The organism is Anaerovibrio sp. RM50, from assembly GCF_000622005.1.
Classification (GTDB): domain Bacteria; phylum Bacillota; class Negativicutes; order Selenomonadales; family Selenomonadaceae; genus Anaerovibrio.
The window spans coordinates 165,864-185,383 of sequence record NZ_JHWV01000001.1; the positions used below are offsets into that span (position 1 = coordinate 165,864).

Genomic DNA, 19,520 nt, shown 5'->3' on the forward strand with positions numbered 1-19,520 from the left:
TTAATCCTCCTTAGACCATCTGATTATGCATGATGCCCAGGTAAGGCCTGCGCCAAAGCCAGACAGTGCTATTATATCGCCTTTTTTAAAGCGCTTCTCAGCAGCGGCCTCGGCTAAAGCAATTGGTATACAAGCCGCTGACATATTTCCATATTTCTGAACAGTTAATACAACCTTATCCATCGGCATAGACAATCTCTTGGCCGCAGACTGGATAATTCTGATATTAGCCTGATGAGGTATCAGCCAATCAATCTGTTCCTGTGGCATTTCAATCTTTTCCAGGGAATGCTTCACAGTATTTCCCATGGCCTTAACGGCAAATTTGAAGACTTCCTTGCCATTCATATGAATCAGATTAAGTCGCTGGTCTATTGTCTCCTTGCTGACTGGCAAGCGGCTGCCACTGGAAGGTATCTGAATTGCATCCCCGCCGGAACCGTCGCTCCCCAAATCAAAACTTAGAATTCCATAACCTTCTTCGACCTGTCCCAGCACTGCTGCACCTGCACCATCGCCAAAGAGCACACAGGTGTTGCGGTCTTCCCAATTAATATACTTGGAAAGAGTTTCGGCTCCCACCACCAATGCCTTCTTATAGGCACCAGTCTCAATAAACTGAGCCGCCACACTGAGTCCGTATGCAAAGCCTGAGCACGCAGCTGATAAATCAAAGGCTGCTGCCTTCTTTGCGCCCAAACGGGTCTGAAGCATACAAGCTGTGGACGGAATAATTCGATCAGATGTAAGGGTACACACAATAATCAGGTCCAGTTCCTCAGGATATACCCCGGCGTCTGCCAGAGCCTGCTCCGCTGCCTTCATGGACAAATCTGAAGTGGCCTCATCATCGGCTGCTATACGGCGTTCCTTTATTCCTGTACGCTCTGTAATCCACTCATCACTTGTATCTACAATCTTGGATAAATCATCATTAGTTAAAATTTTCTCCGGAACATAAAAACCCGTTCCCAAGATGCCTGCACTATTTTTCTTCATCGTTGTCATTCGCCAGCATCTCCTCCTTCTCTATGCTATCCCTAATGCGTTCAACCACATTATTTTTAACATATTCGTTGGCAACATTAATTGCACTGCAAATTGATTTTGCATCGGAAGAACCATGGCATATTATACAGCAGCCATTAACACCAAGTAAAGGTGCACCGCCATACTCTGTAACATCAAGTCGCTTACCCAGCTTTTTCAGTGCCGGCATAACCAGCACAGCGCCAAGCTTGGCGAAAATTCCGCCATTTTTAATGGCATCCTTAATCAAATCCAATAATGTTACTGCCAAACCCTCAGCAAATTTTAACACAATATTCCCAACAAATCCATCGCAAATTACAACATCTGCCATTCCTGTAGGAATATCACGGCCTTCAACATTTCCAATGAAATTTATGGAATTCATGCCTTTAAGCATTGGGTATGTAGCCTGAACTTTTTTATTACCCTTGGTTTCTTCTTCACCTACATTCAGAAGACCCACCTTGGGATTATCTATACCATATACATACTGGCTATATATGGACCCCATAAGAGCCATCTCTGTCAGATCCTTTGGCTTGCTGTCAACAATAGCTCCGGAATCCAGAAGAAGCACCAATCCGTCCTTGGTAGGAAGGGGGGTTGCTATAGATGGCTTATCTACTCCCTTAATGGTACGCAGGAAAAGTGTCGCTGCCGTAGTAGCAGCGCCAGTACTGCCCGCTGACAGCACGCCGTCACATTCACCGCTCTTAACCAGTTTGGTAGCCACTACCAGGCTGGAATCCTTTTTCTTTCTGACTGCATCCACGGGATGCTCTCCCATCTCGATAACCTCAGTAGCATGGTGTATGGTTAATCTATCGAGATTCTGGGCACGATTGGCCTTAAGCTCAGCTTCTATCTTTTCCTGGTCACCCACCAGGACTATTTCACAGTCATATTTCTTTACGGCCTCAATTGCCCCCATGACTATCTGCTTTGGAGCGTAATCACCGCCCATTGCATCTACTGCAAGTTTCAATTTTGAGCCTCCTATTAACTCTCAGTCAACGAAACCACGATAAACTTGGCCCGGAATACTTCTTCCTTGTCGTTTCTGGTTTTAACCCAGACAAAGAATTTATTGCTGCGCTGACGGATAATTTCTGCCTTGGCAACAAGCATCTCGCCCAACTTAACCGGCACCTTATGCTTGATATTTGCCACACCAGTTACAGCCATAGGTGCATTAATTACTGCCACCGCCAGAGAACTGGCCTGTGCAAATATGTAATGTCCCTTGGCAATCTGATTCTTGGAAAATACCATTTCCTCTGTAATCTTCAAAAGGGATATCCCAGATCGTCCGGGCTGGAGGTCAATAAGCTCACCTACCAGGTCATCCTTTTCAATAGTGGTTACTTTTTCACGAGCCTCTTCTGCCACCCTGCGGATGCGTTCACGCACCTCAGGGATTCCAAGCTCCATACGGTCCAGTCTAATGGTCTGAATACTTACCTCAAGGAGCTTGGCCAGTTCTTCATCTGTGAGAAAAGGTTTTTCGCCGACCTGACGCATTAAAAGTGTATGTCTTTCCTTCTTTTTTACTCGCGCCATTTTACTCACCTTTAAAACAACATAACCATAATATCACAAAACTGCATTTCATTCCAAACATTACAAAGTGTCAATTTAACAAATGAATTCATTCATTATGAGAATCACATCAATCCCTTTGGTAATCTGACACTTTGCCAATGGCCGCAGGCTAATGAATACAAAAATTAGTACCAAGTCCTACTAACTGCTTATGATTATATTAACTTTCACCTGAAAAGGCAAGAAAAATATTATCAGCTACTAAATGTTTGAATTATGTACACAATTAAAACATTTCCTAATATATTGTTTTCTTAATTCATTACTTACATTAAAAATGAGCAGGCCGTGAAGCCTGCTCATTCAGCAGTCAATTATTCAGCTGCGGAAATAACTTCCTTGCCATCATAGTAACCACACTCTGTGCAAACATGATGAGGCATCTTTGGCTCGTGGCACTGTGGGCACTCTACGAAACCAGGAACCTCTAACTTCCAGTTGGCACGACGGGAATCACGACGAGCCTTAGACATTTTACGCTTTGGTACTGCCATTTCAGGATACACCTCCTTAACGAAACATTCACTAATGAATAGAATTATTTCTTAATCAATAATTGCTGCAATGCCGCCAGTCTTGGGTCAATAACAGTACGGTCACAGCCACAATCGCCATGATTGAGGTTTGCACCACACTTGAGGCACAGACCGCGACAATCAGCGTTGCATATATTATTTAACGGCTGGTCAGACAAAAGAACATCCCTAATCATAGAAGATATATCGATCTGGTCGCCATCAAAATAATTCACATCTTGGTCATCTTCAGCATAACCCTGACCTCTTTTCTGGTACTCCTCGTCAAATTCATGGCTTTGTTGCTGTGAGGATTCCTCCAAACAACGGTCGCACACAAACGACTTGGTACAGGAAATCCGGCCGCTTACACGATATCCCCTGCCCGTTGCCACAAGCTCTCCTTTAATGGTTATATCACCATTAAAGCTGTAATTCTCGTGAAGGGCATCCAGCTCCTGAGCATTGGTCAAAAACTCAAAAGAAACTGGGGAACCAAGGTTTTCATTGGCTTCAATTATACTAATTTTCATCATATAGATATCAACCTCATTTATTATAGCGACAGCTATATTGTTTGTCAAGAGAATTACCTTGACAAAAAACAATTAAAGATTTTCCAGCATTTCAACAGCCTTTGCGGCAGTCTCAGCCTTGGTAACATTTACCATTTCACCGTTGCGGCGGATCTTCAGTTCTATGGAATCCTCATCCACAGATTTTGGACCTACAGTAATACGCAGCGGATAGCCAATGAGGTCAGCATCCTTAAACTTTACACCAGCCCGGTCTTTGCGGTCATCCAGAAGAACATCAACCCCCTTGGCTTTCAGTTCCTCATAAATATCCTCCGCAATTTTCAGCTGCTCTTCGCTCTTGGCATTAATAGGAACGATTACAACTTCAAATGGGGCAATAGCCCTTGGCCAGATGATACCGTTTTCATCATTGTTCTGTTCAATGGCTGCTGCCATGGTACGGCTCACCCCGATTCCGTAGCACCCCATAACCAATGGTTTCTCCTTGCCGTTTTCGTCAAGGAAGGTAGCATGGAGGGACTGGGAATACTTGGTACCAAGGGTAAATACCTGACCGGCCTCAATACCTCTGGTCATCTTTACAGGAGCTCCGCAGTGAGGACAGGCATCTCCTTCCTTAATCATACGGATATCCGCCACAATAACATCCTTGAAATCCCGCTTAGGATTAACATTAATATAGTGCATATCTTTTTCATTGGCTCCGGCACAGGCGTTGAACATTTCCATAACAGTGGCGTCCACCACAACCTTGGTGCATTCCTTCAAACCAATTGGGCTCATGAAGCCTGGTACTCCTCCGGCGGCAACAATAGCCTCGTCTGTTGCCATATGAAGCTCAATGGAATCATCAAAGAGATTTACTACCTTAACATCATTAACATCGTGATCACCACGAACAAAGGCCAAAATAAGCTCGTCCTTATCATCCTGGAAGGCAACAGCCTTAATGGTCTTGTCCAAGGGCAAATTCAGGCACTCAGCCACCAGCTCGATAGTATGGGCATCAGGAGTGGAAACCTTCTCCAGTTCCTTCATGTCCTCTTCGTTAGCCTTTATAACAGCAAGTTCTGCCTTTTCATCAGAAGCGGCATAATCACACTTGGTGCAATATGCAATATTGGACTCACCAGCCTCAGCCAGCACAGTAAATTCATGGGAATGGCCACCGCCGATGGCTCCGTTATCAGCCTCTACAGGACGGAACTCCAGGCCCATGCGGCTGAATATACGGGTATAGGCATCATACATAATCTTGTAGGACTCATTCATTCCCTCCTCGTCCTTATCAAAGGAATAAAGGTCCTTCATAATGAACTCACGACCACGCATAAGACCAAAACGGGGGCGAATCTCATCACGATATTTATTCTGAATCTGATACAGCATAAGAGGAAGCTGCTTGTAGGAACGGACCTCATCACGGATAAGGGTAGTAACCATTTCCTCATGGGTTGGACCAAGACAGAACTCACGGCCATGACGGTCAGAAACTCTGAACATCTCATCACCATATACTGACCAGCGGCCAGTCTCCTTCCAAATTTCAGAAGGCTGTACGATTGGCATGGCAATTTCCTGACCACCGGATGCATCCATTTCCTCACGGATAATCTGCATGATTTTCTTAAGGCTTCTCCAAGCCAGCGGCATATATGTATAAAGGCCGCCGGCAGCCTTTCGTATCATACCGGCCCTAAGCATAAGCTGATGGCTTTTTACCTCTGCCTCTGCCGGTGTTTCTCTCAATGTTGGTGCATAAAGTCTAGTTGCGCGCACTATCTTAATCCTCCTGTAAAATCTTATCTATTTCCTTGAATAATTCCTCAACAAGTTCAGTTTCCTTCACCTTGCGGATTATCTCACCTTTTCTGAATACCAGGCCTTCGCCGTTTCCGCCGGCAATGCCCACATCAGCACCCTTTGCTTCCCCAGGGCCGTTTACTACACAGCCCATAACGGCAACGGAAATTGGCTTGGTTATGCCCTGAAGTCTTCTGTCCACCTCATCAGCAATGCCAGCCAAATCAATACTGGTACGTCCACATGTCGGACATGAAATAAGGGTTGGTCCGTATTCTCTCATACCAAGGGATTTAAGGATTTCATTGGCCACCTTAACCTCCACCACCGGATCTCCGGTGAGGGAAATACGGAAGGTGTCGCCAATGCCCTGGGCAAGAAGGGCACCAATGCCCACTGCAGATTTTATCATGCCTGTTCTGGCAGTACCTGCCTCAGTAATGCCCAGATGCAACGGATAATCCACGGTTTCCGACATAAGCTGGTAGGCCTCAAGGGTAAGTGGCACATCATGGGCCTTTAAGGAAATCTTCATATCGTGAAAATCCTGGGCTTCCAAAATGCGCACGTGCTCCATGGCAGATTCCACCAACGCTTCTGCAGTAACACCGCCATATTTTGCCAGCAGCTTTTTATCCAGGGAGCCGGCATTAACACCAATGCGGATAGGAATGTTATTTTTCTTGGCCTCAGTTACCACTGCCTTAACCTTCTCCTCCCCGCCAATATTGCCGGGATTAAGACGAAGTGCAGAAATTCCCTGATTTATTGCCTCCAGGGCAAGGCGATAGTCAAAATGAATATCCGCCACCAATGGAACATTCACTTTTTTAATAATATTTCCCAAATTGAGGGCTGCATCCATATCAGGCACTGCCAGACGGACAATATCACAGCCAGCTGCCTGCAATGCATTAATCTGGGCTACAGTGGATTCAGTGTCAGTGGTTTTGGTATTGGTCATGGACTGAACGGATATTGGAGCACCGCCGCCAATGGCCACATTGCCAATATGAATCTGTCTTGTTTCTTTGCGCTTAATCACTGAAAATCCCTCCATTACCTGGTTACATCATTGAATGTAGCGAAAATCATAAGACTAATAAGAAGCACCACACCCACCGTCTGGATGTAGTACATTACCTGCTTGCTCATCTGCTTGCCCCGTACTGCCTCAATACACAATGTCACAAAATGACCGCCATCAAGGGCAGGAACAGGAAGCAAATTAACTATACCAAGGTTGAGACTCAAAAATGCCGCAAAATTAAGCAGCGGAATAAATCCATGCTGAGCCACTTCGCCGGCCATTTGGGCTACTCCTATTGGACCGGACAGTTCTGCTGATGCCCCCTCCTGGGTAAAAAGCAGCACCAAGGCCCCCAGCATACTCTTAATAATATTCACCGTCTTTTCAACAGAAAGGCTGGCTGCCTCGTCAATGGAAACCTCCTGGGTCACAAGGGTGCCCTGAATTCCAATTATAATACGCTTTGTGGATTCATCCTCCATTGGAATTACAGTTGTTTTTGCAATATCATCCCCACGCTGATAGGTTACCTCGTAAGGCTTGCCTGCTCCGTCACTAAGCAAGGTGGATATGTCCTTCCATTCAGTCACTGGCTGACCGTTAATGGTGAGAATTTTATCACCTGCTGCCAGTCCCGCAGATTCCGCAGGAGCTCCGGCCATAACGCCACCCACAAGAGGCTCTGTATTAGGAGTCTGAATACCGGCGAAAACAAAAATCAAGAAAAACAAAATCACCGGTAACACGAAATTCATAAAGGAGCCAGCTAAAATAACAATCATACGGGCCCAAACAGGCCGTCTGTAATAGGCTCTTTCACCAGCATCGTCCTCTTCCTCATCCAGATCCATACCGGCAATTTTGTTATAGCCCCCCAAAGGGATTGCCCTAATAGCATAAAGGGTTTCCCCTTTTCTCCAGTCCAAAAGCTTGGGGCCGAAGCCAATGGCAAATTCATCAACCCGCATACCAGTCATCTTGGCGGTAATAAAATGTCCCCACTCATGAACCAGCACCAAAAGTCCAAATACAAAAACCGCAGATACTATAGTTAATAACATAATGTATACTCCCTTTATTATTTAGACAGTTCCTGGCGGGTAATCTCCCTGGCCCACTTATCAGCCTCAAGAAGCTGCTCCAAAGTAGGATTATAGATAACCTCAGCCTTATTCATGGCATTTTCAATAAGGTCGTAGATTCTAAGGAAACCAGCCTGCCCTTTTAAAAATGACTCCACAGCCACCTCATTGGCTGCGTTCATAACGCAAGGCATGGAACCACCGGTTTTACCAGCCTCAAAAGCCAGCTTCAAGCCACGGAATGTGTCCATATCTGGCTTTTCAAAGGTCAGCTTGCCCAGCTCATAAAAATCCACCCTTGGGAAACGTGACTCCACTCTTTCAGGATAAGTCAGCGCATATTGAATAGGAAGACGCATATCTGTACATCCAAGCTGTGCCATTACAGTACCGTCACGATACTGCACCATGGAATGAACAATGCTCTGTGGGTGAACCATCACCTGAATTTGATCATAAGTAACGCCATAGAGCCACTTAGCTTCAATAACCTCAAGGCCCTTGTTCACCAAGGATGCAGAATCAACAGTTATTTTCTGTCCCATATTCCAGGTTGGATGGGCCAGTACATCGGATTTGGTAACTTCAGTAAGCTCACTGGCCTTTTTCCCTCTAAACGGGCCACCGGAAGCAGTCAGAATCAGTTTTTCCACTGCATTACGGTCCTGTCCCTGCAAACACTGAAACAGAGCACAATGCTCACTGTCCACCGGCAGGATAGCACAGCCCATTTCCTTGGCCTTGGCCATTACCAGCTCACCAGCCACCACCAGGGTTTCCTTGTTGGCAAGGGCAATATTCTTTCTGGCCTCAAGGGCAGCCATAGTAGGCTCCAGCCCTGCAAAGCCCATGAGAGAAGTAACCACCGTATCAGCCTCTGGAAAAACAGCTGCTTCTATCACGGCCTCACGGCCTCCCATTATCTTGGTTTTGCCGGAATATCTGCTCTTTAACCGCTGAGCAGCATCCTCATCAGACAAAACAGCCATCTCCGGATGAAATTCATTTATCTGCTTTTCCAAAAGCTCATCACTGCGATTAGCTACCAAAACAGACACATGGAACAACTCAGGATTATCGCGAACTACATCAAGGGTCTGTGTACCGATGGAACCGGTGGACCCTAATACAACTAAATTCTTCATACAACATACTCCTTAAAATCCACTTAAAGAGAAATAGGCAATAAAGCATTTTCGCTTTACTGCCACTTTACACCCATCAACAAAGCTGGTGGCTTAGCCCACAAACCTTGCACAATACATGAAATAATATACGAAGGGAACAGTATAAATTACACTGTCAAATCTATCCCAGATTCCGCCATGACCAGGAATAATATTGCCGGAATCCTTAATACCTGTATAGCGCTTCACCACTGATTCCACCAAATCCCCCAATGTAGCAACAATGCAGATGAAAAATCCTAAAACGGCCATCATAATTACATCAAGACCAAAGAATACACCCAGCCCAGCAACAGAGGCAGTGGTTCCAAGCAGGCCGCCGATAAAGCCCTCAATGGTTTTTTTGGGGCTAATCTTCTCACACAGCTTGTGCTTTCCCAAAAAACAGCCGGCAAAATACGCAAAGGTATCACTGGCCCAAGTGCCAATAAGAGCTATCCACACCATAGCACAGCCCGTCTGGAAATCTCCAAGGCTGGTGGAAATAACAGTGTCCCCGCCTACAAAACGAAGCAGCACCAAATGAACAAAGGATAAACCTATATAGAAAACACCTGCCGCTGAAATAACAGCAGATAAAACGTCAAATTTATCATGATTCAAAACCGTAAGCAACATAATTACCAGTGCCGAAAACATCACTGCACCCAACAGTAATCCGTTGTTTCCAAGGAATCCACCTGCCCACATAATGGAAATCAACACCATACCGGTAACCAGAGTTGGCTTATAGCCCTTCTGCTGAAAGGCATTGCAGTACTCATGCCAGGCCCCAAAGGCCAACAACAGCACCGCGGCCGCAAATACGGTTCCACCGGTCTGAATAACCAGAGCCGCCAGCACAATACCAACAATTCCGGTAATTATTCTAGTAAGCATTAATCAGTTTCCTCATTTCTTTTTATTAAGACCGCCAAAACGTCGTTCACGCTGGCCGAAATCCAGCAAAGCCTCTGCAAGTTTCTCTTTATCGAAATCAGGCCAGTTGGTATCTGTAAACCAAAATTCCGCATAAGCGGTCTGCCAAATAAGGAAATTACTGAGGCGCATGTCACCACTGGTACGTATTACCAAATCCACTGGTGGAAGTTCTCTGGTATCAAGATGGGACTCGATGAGTTTGCAGTCAATATCATCTGGTTCCAAAGTGCCATTTTTCACATCCTGAGCCAGGGACCTTACCGCCCGCATCATTTCATCCTGTCCACCATAATTGACGCCAACAGTAAACCTTACGCCAGTATTGTTAGCAGTACGCTGCTCTGCATCAGCTATCTGCTTTTGCAGTCCCGGCGACAGTTCATTGACTCTTCCGATAAACTTTATGCAGACATTATCACTGTCCATTTCGGCAATTTCTTTTTCAAGATATTCTGAAAACAGCTTCATGAGGAACTCTACCTCAGTAGCTGGTCGTTTCCAATTTTCTGTGGAAAAGGCATATACAGTCATGGCTTCCAAATTAAGAGCAATTGCTGCTTTTAAAGTCCTTTTAAGGGCCTTTACTCCTGCCGTATGACCAACGGAACGCACCATACCCTTTCCATTGGCCCAACGGCCATTACCATCCATGATAATAGCTATATGCCGCGGCAAACGCTCCCTATCTATTTGTTCAAACAGAGATTCACCAGGTTCAATGTTTGTCTTATCAGATTTACCAAATATCTTTTTCCACATATCCTAACCCCTATTCACAGCTTTTTTGAATAGTACAAAAACTAAGATGTTGCAATTAAGAAAAGAAGCCCCTCAAATTTGCATATTGAGGGGCAATGACACTTTTATCCGATGCTAACGGCTGCGTGTCTTATTCAGGAGCAACAATTGCGCCTACAGGGCAACCTGCTGCACAAGCACCACACTCAACACAAACATCTGCATTGATCTCGTACTTGCTGTCGCCCTCGGAAATTGCCTCTACAGGGCAAGTACCTGCGCAGGAACCGCAAGAAATGCAACCATCTTCAATCTTGTAAGCCATTACTAGAAACCTCCTTCAGCAGACGTGCTGCTACTCTAATATCTAACGTGCCATCAGAAAGCTCACGCTGTCTGATAACATAATACCCTTCAGGCTCCAGCTTAAAAAAGTCCTTCGTCGGTCGGGTTACCGTTACATTATACATTATATGGGCATCATTAAGCAAGGTTTTGGCCAAATGCCACGGTCTGCCTACAACATCAATTTCCATATTATACTTCCATGATTTCTTTTTCTTTTGCTTCCTTCAAAGTATCCACATTCTTAATAAAACCATCAACGATTTTCTGGAACTTTTCCTGGCCCTTCTTGGACTCATCCTCGGTGATTTCCTTGTCCTTCTCAAGCTTTTTAATGTGCTCGTTGGCATCACGGCGGATATTGCGGATAGCCACCTTTGCCTCCTCTGCCTTCTTGCTGACAGTCTTAACCAGCTCCTTGCGACGCTCCTGGGTAAGCTGCGGAATTGACAGACGGATTGCTGTGCCATCAGAGTTAGGGGAAAGTCCCAGCTCAGACTTCATGATAGCCTTTTCAATTTCATGAAGCATGGTCTTCTCCCACGGCTGAATCATAATCATACGGGCCTCTGGTACAGAAACCTTTGCCACCTGATTTACAGGGGTTGGGGTACCATAATAGTCCACCATAACCTTGTCCAAAAGGGATGGAGTAGCACGGCCTGCACGGAGGGAACCAAATTCTCTCTTAAGTGCGTCAATAGACTTATTCAGGCGTTGTTCATTGGAAGAGATAATGTCGTTAATCATGATTACTTTCCTCCTACAGTAGTACCAATATCTTCACCGATTGCTGCACGGTATATATTCTCGAAATCGTCAATCTTAAATACAACCAATGGAATATCATTATCCATGCACAGGCTGGTGGCAGTGGAATCCATTACGCTGAGGCTGCGGAGAAGAATCTCCTTGTAGCTGATATTGTCAAATTTTTTGGCATCATCATTCTGGTTAGGATCCTTATCATAGATACCCTCAGTACCCTTCTTGCCCATGAGGATAACATCTGCCTCTATTTCAGCTGCTCTAAGTGCTGCGGTAGTATCAGTAGAGAAATATGGATTACCGGTACCGGCTCCAAAAATTACCACTCTGCCCTTTTCCATGTGACGGGTAGCCTTGCGGCGAATATAAGGCTCAGCCACCTGACGCATTTCAATGGCAGTCTGCACGCGGGCAGGCACATTCTGCTGCTCCAGAGCATCCTGAATGGCCAATGCATTGATAACAGTAGCCAGCATACCCATGTAATCAGCCTGGGCACGGTCCATACCCTTGGCACTTCCTGCCAGACCTCTCCAGATATTGCCACCGCCCACAACGATAGCCACATCAATACCGGCATCATGTACGCGCTTTATCTGCTTTCCGATAGCTTCAACCACAACAGGATTAATGCCAAATCCCTGATCACCTGCCAAAGACTCGCCACTAAGCTTTAGTAGAACGCGCTTGTATTTTCCCACTGTAACAACCTCCAACTTTGAGAATAACTAATTTTCAATATATAAAAACTCAAAAACAATATTTACCATTTATATCTTAAAGAAAAGGGACCGCCTATGCAAGTCCCTTTTTCTATGAGAATTAAATATTTAATTACTTAATCTGAGCTGCAACCTCTGCTGCGAAGTCCTCATTCTTCTTCTCAAGGCCCTCACCCATCTCAAAGCGGGTGAAGCGGAGAACCTTAACATCACCAAGGATGTCCTGAATGGTCTCATGGTCGGAAGACTTGAAGAATTCCTGCTCAACCAGGCATATTTCCTTATAAGTTTTATTGAGGCGGCCCTCAACCATCTTGTCAACGATGTTCTCAGGCTTGCCCTCTTCCAGAGCCTGTGCACGCAGTACAGCACGCTCATGGTCAAGATACTCAGGGTCAACGCCACTGCGGTCAATGCTCTGTGGCTTCTGAGCAGTAATCTGGAGAGCAACATCCTGTGCCAGCTCATCGCTGCCGCCGGAAAGCTCTACCACTACACCAATCTTACCACCCATGTGGATGTAAGTAGCAAGCTTGTTCTCGGAAGTATATACAACGAAACGACGGAGGGACAGCTTCTCACCGATGGAAGCAACAGCCTCAGTCATAACATCAGCAACGGTCTTGCCATCAAGCATGGAAGCGTTGAGAGCATCAATATCAGCAGGCTTGGTAGCGATGATGTGCTCAGCAATCTTCTTTACCAGTGCCTTGAAGTTGTCGTTCTTTGCAACGAAGTCAGTCTCGGAGTTAACCTCAACCAGGCAAGCAGTGTTGGTTGCAGCATCATAAGCAGCAGCTACAACACCCTCGGAAGCAATGCGGCCAGCCTTCTTTGCAGCCTTGGAAATTCCCTTTTCGCGGAGATAATCGATAGCCTTGTCCTTGTCACCATCGCACTCAACGAGAGCCTTCTTGCAGTCCATCATACCAGCGCCGGTAATTTCGCGCAGTTCTTTAACTAATGCAGCAGTAATCTGTGCCATTGTTTATTTCCTCCTATTAACTCGATTTTAAATCGAAAATATCAAAAAAATAAGGGATAAGGGATATCCCCTTACCCCTTTTAAGGTTATATATTACTCAGCATCCTCAGCCTCAGTTGGAGCCTCAGCAGCCTCACCCTGACGGCCCTCGATAACAGCGTCAGCGATCTTACCGGTAATAAGCTTAACGGCACGAATAGCATCGTCGTTACCAGGAATTGGGTAATCGATTTCATCTGGATCGCAGTTGGTATCGATAATAGCAACGATAGGAATGTTCAGCTTGTGAGCCTCAGCTACAGCGATTCTCTCCTTGCGTGGGTCAACGATGAACAGAGCACCTGGGAGCTCCTTCATGTCCTTGATACCGCCGAGATACTTCTCAAGCTTCTCCATCTCATGCTTCAGACCCTGTACTTCCTTCTTGGTGAGAACATCGAAAGTACCATCCTCTTCCATAGCCTCAAGCTCCTTCAGACGCTTAACGCGAGCCTGAATAGTCTTGAAGTTGGTCATCATGCCGCCCAACCAACGCTCATTTACGAAATACTGGTCAGCCTTCAGAGCCTCTTCCTTAATAGCCTCCTGAGCCTGCTTCTTGGTACCAACGAAGAGAACGGACTTGCCGGACTCAGCTACGCTGCGAACGAAGTTGTAAGCCTCTTCTGCCTTCTTAACGGTCTTCTGAAGATCAATGATATAGATACCATTGCGCTCGGTGAAGATGTACTTAGCCATCTTAGGGTTCCATCTTCTGGTCTGATGTCCGAAATGAACACCAGCTTCTAATAACTGTTTCATAGAAACAACTGCCATAATGGTGCACCTCCTGTTTTTATTTCCTCCGCCAGCCTCATCCGTTTAAACCACCACTTTGGGCACAGGTTAAACGTCCTCTGGCGTGCGTTTTCTAATTACACCGTGAAATACTATACCATATACAAATACATAATGCAACTATAAAATATTATTTTTGTGTAAGGATATAGGAACCCGGCATTACCTCCCTGGAGGACTCCATATATATATCTATGCCAAATTCTTCCTTAAGCCTTCTGAAGCTGTCCGCTGCCTTAATTTCATTGGCAGCCTGGGGATGAAGCTGAAGAATATAGCCATCTGCAGAATGTTTTCTGGACTCGATGCGTCGAATGTTGCGGCAAATTTTAACTGCCAATGTCTCAGAGGACAATACCTTTCCTGAACCCTCACATACAGGACATTGAGAATACAGCATGCTTTCAATATTTTTGCGGGATTTTCTTCTGGTGATTTCCACCAGCCCCAATGAGGTTATATCCACTATATTGGTTTTGGAACGGTCACCCAAAGCCAGCTGACGCATTCTTTCCAGGAGTGCCTCATTTTGCTGCTGAGTTTCCATATCGATGAAATCCACCAATATTATGCCCCCAACATCCCGGAGCCGCAACTGGCGCATAATTTCATCGGCCGCTTCAATATTTAGCTTGTACACTGTATCCGCCAGATTCATGTCTCCCACGAAGCTGCCGGTGTTTACATCAATAACCGTCATTGCCTCGGTTTTGTCTATAACCAGAAATCCCCCGGATTTCAGCTCCACTATCCGGCCCTTAAGCTGCTCCATGGCCTCGGTAATGCCATTATCCTTGAAAATATTTCTTCCCTCATATAGTTCAATACGCTGAAGAATGTCCGGAGAGATTACTTTTGCCAGATCACACACTCGTTTATACATCCTGGAATTATCAATAACCATTTTATCCACGTCATCAATAAGATAATCCCTCACTATGCGGATTACCAAATCCGCATCCCGATACAGCATAGCACTGGTGGCTGACAATTTGGTCTTGGCCAGTATTTCCTCCCATATTTTCACCAGATATTCTATATCCCGCACAATATGGTCCGCCGGCTGTCCCTGGGCAGCAGTCCGTATGATGCAGCCCATATTTTCCGGAACCGCAGCCCTTACAATGTCATGGAGGCGCTGGCGCTCCTCCTCATTCTCAATACGGTGGGAAGTGCCTATATAGGCCGAATTTGGCATCAGCACCACATGGCGGCCGGGAATAGAAAGGTGCATAGTGGCTCTCGGCCCCTTGGTACCCACCTCGTCCTTTATTATCTGAACAATAACATTCTGCCCTACGGTTATATTTTCCCTTGGAGCATTGGCCTTTGCCGCTGAGGCAATCTTCCCGTTGCCAACATACAAAAAAGCATTCTTGGGCTGGCCAATATCAACGAAGGCGGCCTGCATACCCTTAAGGACGTTCTGAACCTGGCCCTTGTATATGTTGCCTACCAGATGGGCATGGTCCGGCCTTTCCAGCTCCAAAGCCATAAGCTGGCCGTCTTCCACCACAGCCATGCGGGTTTCCTCCGGCATCACATTTACGTATATGGTTTTCATTGCAGGTCCTCCTTTCTGTATAGTGTGTAACTTACACCAAATCAATAAGGTCCTTGCCCTGGCCCATGAGCTTGCTGCGGTTAATCAGTGCTCTGCCAAGAGCAACCGGCAAACCGTATTCAGTATGTAAAAGCTCCAATATTTCCGCTGGCTTTATGCTGCCGGTCTGGGTAATGGAAATATTCATGGTCAGTTTCACCCATTCTCCGCTCATGCCAATCTTAACCGGCTCCAGCATATACTGCTTAACTTCAATATCCCTGGTTTTTTTGGGGGTAACCCGATGATAGTTCACCTCATGGGCAGAATTATATTTTTCCACTGCCTTGACAGCAGCATCCCAATCACCAATAAGAGGTGCCACCACCTCATAAATACCCTGCTCCACTTCAGCCATAAGGGCCTTATGTTTTTTCCCTTCGCACGGTTTTGGCTCCTTTACAGGCTTCAGCTTAATAAGTTTTATTCCCGGAGGCAAAGCTGCAGAAAGTTTGTCAAAAATCTCCGGCTGACAAAGGGGCTTGGTCAGCTCAAAGTCCATGTACTCAGCATCGGAGGTTACACCCAAAGATAATGGTGACGCAAAGGACATCTTAAGATGAGGATTAAAGCCCTCGGTATAAGCCGCTGGCAGCTTGGCACGGCGAATGGCACGCTCCATAACTCCCGCATAATCCAAATGAGATATATATCTTATTTCATCACCCTTGGTTAATTGGGCACGATACTTATACACTTGCCTTCACCTCCCCTTCCCTGCGTTTCCAGTCCACAATATCCACCTTAAGGGATGGGCACACACCACAGCCGGAGCACTTGCCACGACGGCAGTCCTCAGTAAGCTGTTCTGCAATGGCCTTATCCCACTCACGCTTAAGGAATTCCTTGGAAACCCCCGGAGTGGTATGTTCCCATGGAAGCGGCTCACCGAAATCACGGGTCCGTTCACTATATTCCTTCATATCAATGCCACATTTTCTGAAGGCTTCGTGCCAAACATCCTCCTTAAACAGATCGGTCCAGCCATCAAATTTGGCCCCATCCGTCCAGGCCTGATATATCACTTTGGAAATACGGCGGTCTCCACGGGAAATGGCTCCTTCAAGAACGCTGACTCTGGCGTCATGATAATGGAACTTTACAGCTCTTTCCGTAATACTGTCCTTCAACAGACGCTGACGGCGTTCAAATTCATCCTTCGGCAGCTGGCCAAACCACTGAAAAGGGGTATGGGGCTTCGGTACAAAACAGGACACACTGATAGTAACAGTAACGCCCCACTTGCCCTTCACTTCCTTATACTTTCTGGCAACCTTCTCAGCCAGTCTGGCAATGCCCACAATATCCTCATCAGTCTCAGTAGGCAGCCCCATCATGAAATACAGCTTAACCTGCTTCCAGCCCTGTTTAAAGGCTGCTTCCACAGCAGTCATGAGGTTTTCCTCTGTAACTCCCTTGTTTATTACGTCACGAAGGCGCTGGGTTCCCGCCTCCGGTGCAAAGGTAAGACCGCTCTTACGCACCTGCTGCATCTTGTGTGCTAAATCTATGGAAAAACTGTCTATGCGCAGCGATGGCAAAGAAAAACTAACCTTTTCCCCCTCGAAATCGGAGAACAAATCATCCACCAGCTCCCCAAGGCAGGAATAATCCGCAGAGCTGAGGGAAGTAAGGGACATTTCGTTATAGCCGGAAGAATCCACCAGCTTACGGGCCAATCCGCGAAGATATTCACGGCTTCTCTCCCTTATAGGACGATAGGAGGTGCCCGCCTGGCAGAAACGGCAGCCACGGGTGCAGCCCCGGAAAAGCTCCAACATAATTCTGTCATGGACTATGCCAATATAAGGCATTACAGGCTTTTCCACAAAATGAACTCTGTCCAGATCCTTTATTACCCGTTTAAAAATCTTGGCTTTTGCCTCAGGCTCCTTTGGGGTTATAGAGGAAAAATACCCTTTTTCATTATATTTAACCTCATAAAAAGAAGGTACATAAATACCTTCCAACTTGGCAGCTTCCTTTAAAAATCCTTTTCTTCCACCTGGCTTTCCGTCCTTTTTCCATTTTACAAAGGCTTCAGCCACTTCGGTGATAACCTCTTCTCCTTCTCCTAAAACGAAGAAATCAAAGAAATCTGCAATAGGCTCCGTATTATAAACTGTAGGACCACCGCCCAGGATAAATGGATCTTTCTCACTACGATTCTTGGCCCAGATAGGAATCCCGGCCAAATCCAGCATATTGAGAATATTGGAATAGATCATCTCATACTGAAGGGTAAAGCCAAGAAAATCGAATTTCCTGATTTCCGTAAAGCTTTCCAAAGAAAATAAAGGTATGCTTTTGTCCCGCATGATTGCTTCCATGTCGGTCCAAGGAGCATACACTCTTTCACAGGCAGTATCCTGACGATTATTCAGCACCTCATAAAGAATTTTAAGGCCAAGGTTGGACATACCCACCTCATAAGTATCGGCCATGGCCAGGGCGAAGTGGCAATCCACTCCGTCCCAGTCCTTATGTACAGCATTTAACTCATGACCTGTATAACGGGCAGGCTTTTCAACGGCCTGCAGGATTTCAGGTTCTAATTTTATCATTGCTCAAGCTCCTCTATTGATATGAAAACAGAAAACTTAGAATTGGAGTTTTTGGTTTCTCAGATAAATATTAAGTAAGATGGCAACGGCGAACATATTGGTTGTAAGAGCACTGACGCCGTAGCTCATAAATGGCAGCGGAATACCGGTTACCGGCATTATTCCCGCAGTCATGCCAACATTTACCAGTACATGGAAGGCCAGCATAGAAGTAATCCCCACAGCCAGCAGCATGCCAAAATTATCCTGGGCCTGCTGGGCAATCTTTATACCCCGCCAAAGTACCACAAGATATAAAAGAAGCAAAATCGTGGCACCCACAAAGCCCAGTTCCTCGCCTACCACAGCAAAAATAAAGTCAGTGTGGTTCTCCGGCAGGAAGTTAAGCTGACTCTGGGTACCTGCAAAAAGGCCCTTGCCGAAAATCATGCCCGAGCCAATGGCAATTTTTGACTGGATAATATGATAGCCGGAACCCAATGGATCCACATTAGGGTCCATAAACACCATGATTCGCATCTTCTGGTATTCCTTCAGCACGAAATGCCACAATAGGGGGGCACAAGCCACGGCCCCGGCGAACAGCCCCGCCAAAAGTTTCAAATTAACACCACAGGCAAATATCATGCCGATAAATATGGCCATAAATACCAAGGAGGTTCCCAAATCAGGCTGTTTTAATACCAATAGGAACGGAATGCCCACATAGCCCGCCAAGGGAAGCAAATCCGACAGCTTGTTCAACTGGCCTATCTTGTCCTGAAATACAGAAGCCATACAGATTATCATAATAATTTTTGAAAACTCCGACGGCTGCAATGATATTGGCCCCAACTGAATCCAACGTTGTGCCCCCAGGGCTGACTGGCCAAGAAACATAACCGCCAGCAACATTATTATGTTAAAGATGTACAGCTTTTTCCCGTAAACCTGCAGCACCTTGTAATCAAAATTCATAAAAAAGAATATAATACCCACATTCAGAAGGGCGAATATACCCTGTCTAAGCACGTACCAATATCTGTCATCAGATGGAGTATTTATATGGGTGGCGCTGCCGATAGTAATAAGGCTCATAATGATTATGCCCGCCACCCCAGCAATAAGCTCCACGTCTACTTTTCTCAGTTTTTTATTTAAAATCAAGGGACTGGCCTCCAAATTTAAATTCTAGTATAGCCTATATATATTATCACGAACCACTTTAAAGAACAACTATTGATGAAAAAACAACAAAAAAGACTGTT

Annotated in this window: 19 protein-coding genes and 1 pseudogene; all 20 read right to left on the reverse strand. The window is 45.8% G+C overall.

The window, feature by feature from the left end:
- On the reverse strand, positions 1-999 hold the full coding sequence (locus T525_RS0100870) for a beta-ketoacyl-ACP synthase III (RefSeq protein ID WP_027405609.1): 999 nt from the start codon (positions 997-999) through the stop codon (positions 1-3).
- Positions 986-2,017, reverse strand: coding sequence for a phosphate acyltransferase PlsX (gene plsX, locus T525_RS0100875; RefSeq protein WP_027405610.1), 1,032 nt, complete (start codon positions 2,015-2,017; stop codon positions 986-988). The genes T525_RS0100870 and plsX overlap by 14 nt, the downstream gene beginning before the upstream one ends.
- A gap of 14 nt (positions 2,018-2,031) precedes the next feature.
- Entirely contained in the window at positions 2,032-2,592 is a 561-nt protein-coding gene (gene fapR, locus T525_RS0100880; protein WP_027405611.1) for a transcription factor FapR, read from the reverse strand.
- A 356-nt stretch (positions 2,593-2,948) separates the two neighbouring features.
- Entirely contained in the window at positions 2,949-3,128 is a 180-nt protein-coding gene (gene rpmF / locus T525_RS0100885) for a 50S ribosomal protein L32 (RefSeq protein ID WP_027396398.1), read from the reverse strand.
- Positions 3,129-3,172: 44 nt separating this feature from the next.
- A complete protein-coding gene (locus tag T525_RS0100890; protein WP_027405612.1) occupies positions 3,173-3,685 on the reverse strand; it encodes a DUF177 domain-containing protein in 513 nt (170 codons plus the stop codon).
- Positions 3,686-3,757: 72 nt separating this feature from the next.
- The gene (locus T525_RS0100895; RefSeq protein ID WP_027405613.1) at positions 3,758-5,467 is read right to left on the reverse strand and encodes a proline--tRNA ligase; all 1,710 of its coding nucleotides are present in this window, start codon (positions 5,465-5,467) and stop codon (positions 3,758-3,760) included.
- Between the two features lie 4 nt (positions 5,468-5,471).
- Positions 5,472-6,533: a flavodoxin-dependent (E)-4-hydroxy-3-methylbut-2-enyl-diphosphate synthase gene (gene ispG / locus T525_RS0100900; RefSeq protein WP_369751925.1), complete on the reverse strand. Its 1,062-nt coding sequence runs from the start codon at positions 6,531-6,533 to the stop codon at positions 5,472-5,474.
- A gap of 17 nt (positions 6,534-6,550) precedes the next feature.
- On the reverse strand, positions 6,551-7,582 hold the full coding sequence (rseP, locus tag T525_RS0100905; protein ID WP_027405615.1) for an RIP metalloprotease RseP: 1,032 nt from the start codon (positions 7,580-7,582) through the stop codon (positions 6,551-6,553).
- A gap of 17 nt (positions 7,583-7,599) precedes the next feature.
- Positions 7,600-8,748: a 1-deoxy-D-xylulose-5-phosphate reductoisomerase gene (locus T525_RS0100910; RefSeq protein ID WP_027405616.1), complete on the reverse strand. Its 1,149-nt coding sequence runs from the start codon at positions 8,746-8,748 to the stop codon at positions 7,600-7,602.
- Positions 8,749-8,841: 93 nt separating this feature from the next.
- Positions 8,842-9,669 (reverse strand): phosphatidate cytidylyltransferase, encoded by an 828-nt coding sequence (locus tag T525_RS0100915; protein WP_027405617.1) that lies wholly within the window; start codon positions 9,667-9,669, stop codon positions 8,842-8,844.
- Positions 9,670-9,681: 12 nt separating this feature from the next.
- Complete coding sequence (locus T525_RS0100920; protein ID WP_027405618.1) at positions 9,682-10,470, reverse strand: isoprenyl transferase; 789 nt, start codon at positions 10,468-10,470, stop codon at positions 9,682-9,684.
- A 130-nt stretch (positions 10,471-10,600) separates the two neighbouring features.
- On the reverse strand, positions 10,601-10,774 hold the full coding sequence (locus T525_RS0100925) for a DUF362 domain-containing protein (protein WP_027405619.1): 174 nt from the start codon (positions 10,772-10,774) through the stop codon (positions 10,601-10,603).
- Positions 10,758-10,985 (reverse strand): hypothetical protein, encoded by a 228-nt coding sequence (locus T525_RS0100930; RefSeq protein ID WP_027405620.1) that lies wholly within the window; start codon positions 10,983-10,985, stop codon positions 10,758-10,760. Before T525_RS0100930 ends, T525_RS0100925 begins: the two co-directional genes overlap by 17 nt.
- 1 nt (position 10,986) lies before the next feature.
- Positions 10,987-11,544, reverse strand: coding sequence for a ribosome recycling factor (gene frr / locus T525_RS0100935; RefSeq protein WP_027405621.1), 558 nt, complete (start codon positions 11,542-11,544; stop codon positions 10,987-10,989).
- A gap of 2 nt (positions 11,545-11,546) precedes the next feature.
- Complete coding sequence (gene pyrH, locus T525_RS0100940) at positions 11,547-12,263, reverse strand: UMP kinase (protein ID WP_037324744.1); 717 nt, start codon at positions 12,261-12,263, stop codon at positions 11,547-11,549.
- Positions 12,264-12,396: 133 nt separating this feature from the next.
- Positions 12,397-13,269 (reverse strand): translation elongation factor Ts, encoded by an 873-nt coding sequence (gene tsf / locus T525_RS0100945; protein WP_027405622.1) that lies wholly within the window; start codon positions 13,267-13,269, stop codon positions 12,397-12,399.
- Positions 13,270-13,362: 93 nt separating this feature from the next.
- On the reverse strand, positions 13,363-14,085 hold the full coding sequence (rpsB, locus tag T525_RS0100950; protein ID WP_027405623.1) for a 30S ribosomal protein S2: 723 nt from the start codon (positions 14,083-14,085) through the stop codon (positions 13,363-13,365).
- Positions 14,086-14,236: 151 nt separating this feature from the next.
- Complete coding sequence (locus tag T525_RS0100955) at positions 14,237-15,670, reverse strand: Rne/Rng family ribonuclease (RefSeq protein WP_027405624.1); 1,434 nt, start codon at positions 15,668-15,670, stop codon at positions 14,237-14,239.
- A gap of 31 nt (positions 15,671-15,701) precedes the next feature.
- Positions 15,702-18,273 (reverse strand): annotated as a pseudogene (locus T525_RS0100965) (TIGR03960 family B12-binding radical SAM protein).
- Positions 18,274-18,309: 36 nt separating this feature from the next.
- Positions 18,310-19,419 carry a rod shape-determining protein RodA gene (gene rodA / locus T525_RS0100970; protein WP_027405627.1) on the reverse strand — a complete coding sequence of 370 codons (1,110 nt, stop codon included), beginning with the start codon at positions 19,417-19,419 and terminating at the stop codon, positions 18,310-18,312.
- Between the last annotated feature and the right edge of the window lie 101 nt (positions 19,420-19,520).

Bases quoted from the DNA above. Each gene is read 5' to 3' on its own strand.
- rpmF (WP_027396398.1), bottom strand. From the start codon at position 3,128: ATGGCAGTACCAAAGCGTAAAATGTCTAAGGCTCGTCGTGATTCCCGT.
- fapR (WP_027405611.1), bottom strand. From the start codon at position 2,592: ATGGCGCGAGTAAAAAAGAAGGAAAGACATACACTTTTAATGCGTCAG.
- T525_RS0100910 (WP_027405616.1), bottom strand. From the start codon at position 8,748: ATGAAGAATTTAGTTGTATTAGGGTCCACCGGTTCCATCGGTACACAG.
- T525_RS0100890 (WP_027405612.1), bottom strand. From the start codon at position 3,685: ATGATGAAAATTAGTATAATTGAAGCCAATGAAAACCTTGGTTCCCCA.
- rpsB (WP_027405623.1), bottom strand. From the start codon at position 14,085: ATGGCAGTTGTTTCTATGAAACAGTTATTAGAAGCTGGTGTTCATTTC.
- frr (WP_027405621.1), bottom strand. From the start codon at position 11,544: ATGATTAACGACATTATCTCTTCCAATGAACAACGCCTGAATAAGTCT.
- tsf (WP_027405622.1), bottom strand. From the start codon at position 13,269: ATGGCACAGATTACTGCTGCATTAGTTAAAGAACTGCGCGAAATTACC.
- T525_RS0100915 (WP_027405617.1), bottom strand. From the start codon at position 9,669: ATGCTTACTAGAATAATTACCGGAATTGTTGGTATTGTGCTGGCGGCT.
- T525_RS0100955 (WP_027405624.1), bottom strand. From the start codon at position 15,670: ATGAAAACCATATACGTAAATGTGATGCCGGAGGAAACCCGCATGGCT.
- T525_RS0100925 (WP_027405619.1), bottom strand. From the start codon at position 10,774: ATGGCTTACAAGATTGAAGATGGTTGCATTTCTTGCGGTTCCTGCGCA.
- rseP (WP_027405615.1), bottom strand. From the start codon at position 7,582: ATGTTATTAACTATAGTATCTGCGGTTTTTGTATTTGGACTTTTGGTG.
- T525_RS0100870 (WP_027405609.1), bottom strand. From the start codon at position 999: ATGAAGAAAAATAGTGCAGGCATCTTGGGAACGGGTTTTTATGTTCCG.
- T525_RS0100920 (WP_027405618.1), bottom strand. From the start codon at position 10,470: ATGTGGAAAAAGATATTTGGTAAATCTGATAAGACAAACATTGAACCT.
- T525_RS0100930 (WP_027405620.1), bottom strand. From the start codon at position 10,985: ATGGAAATTGATGTTGTAGGCAGACCGTGGCATTTGGCCAAAACCTTG.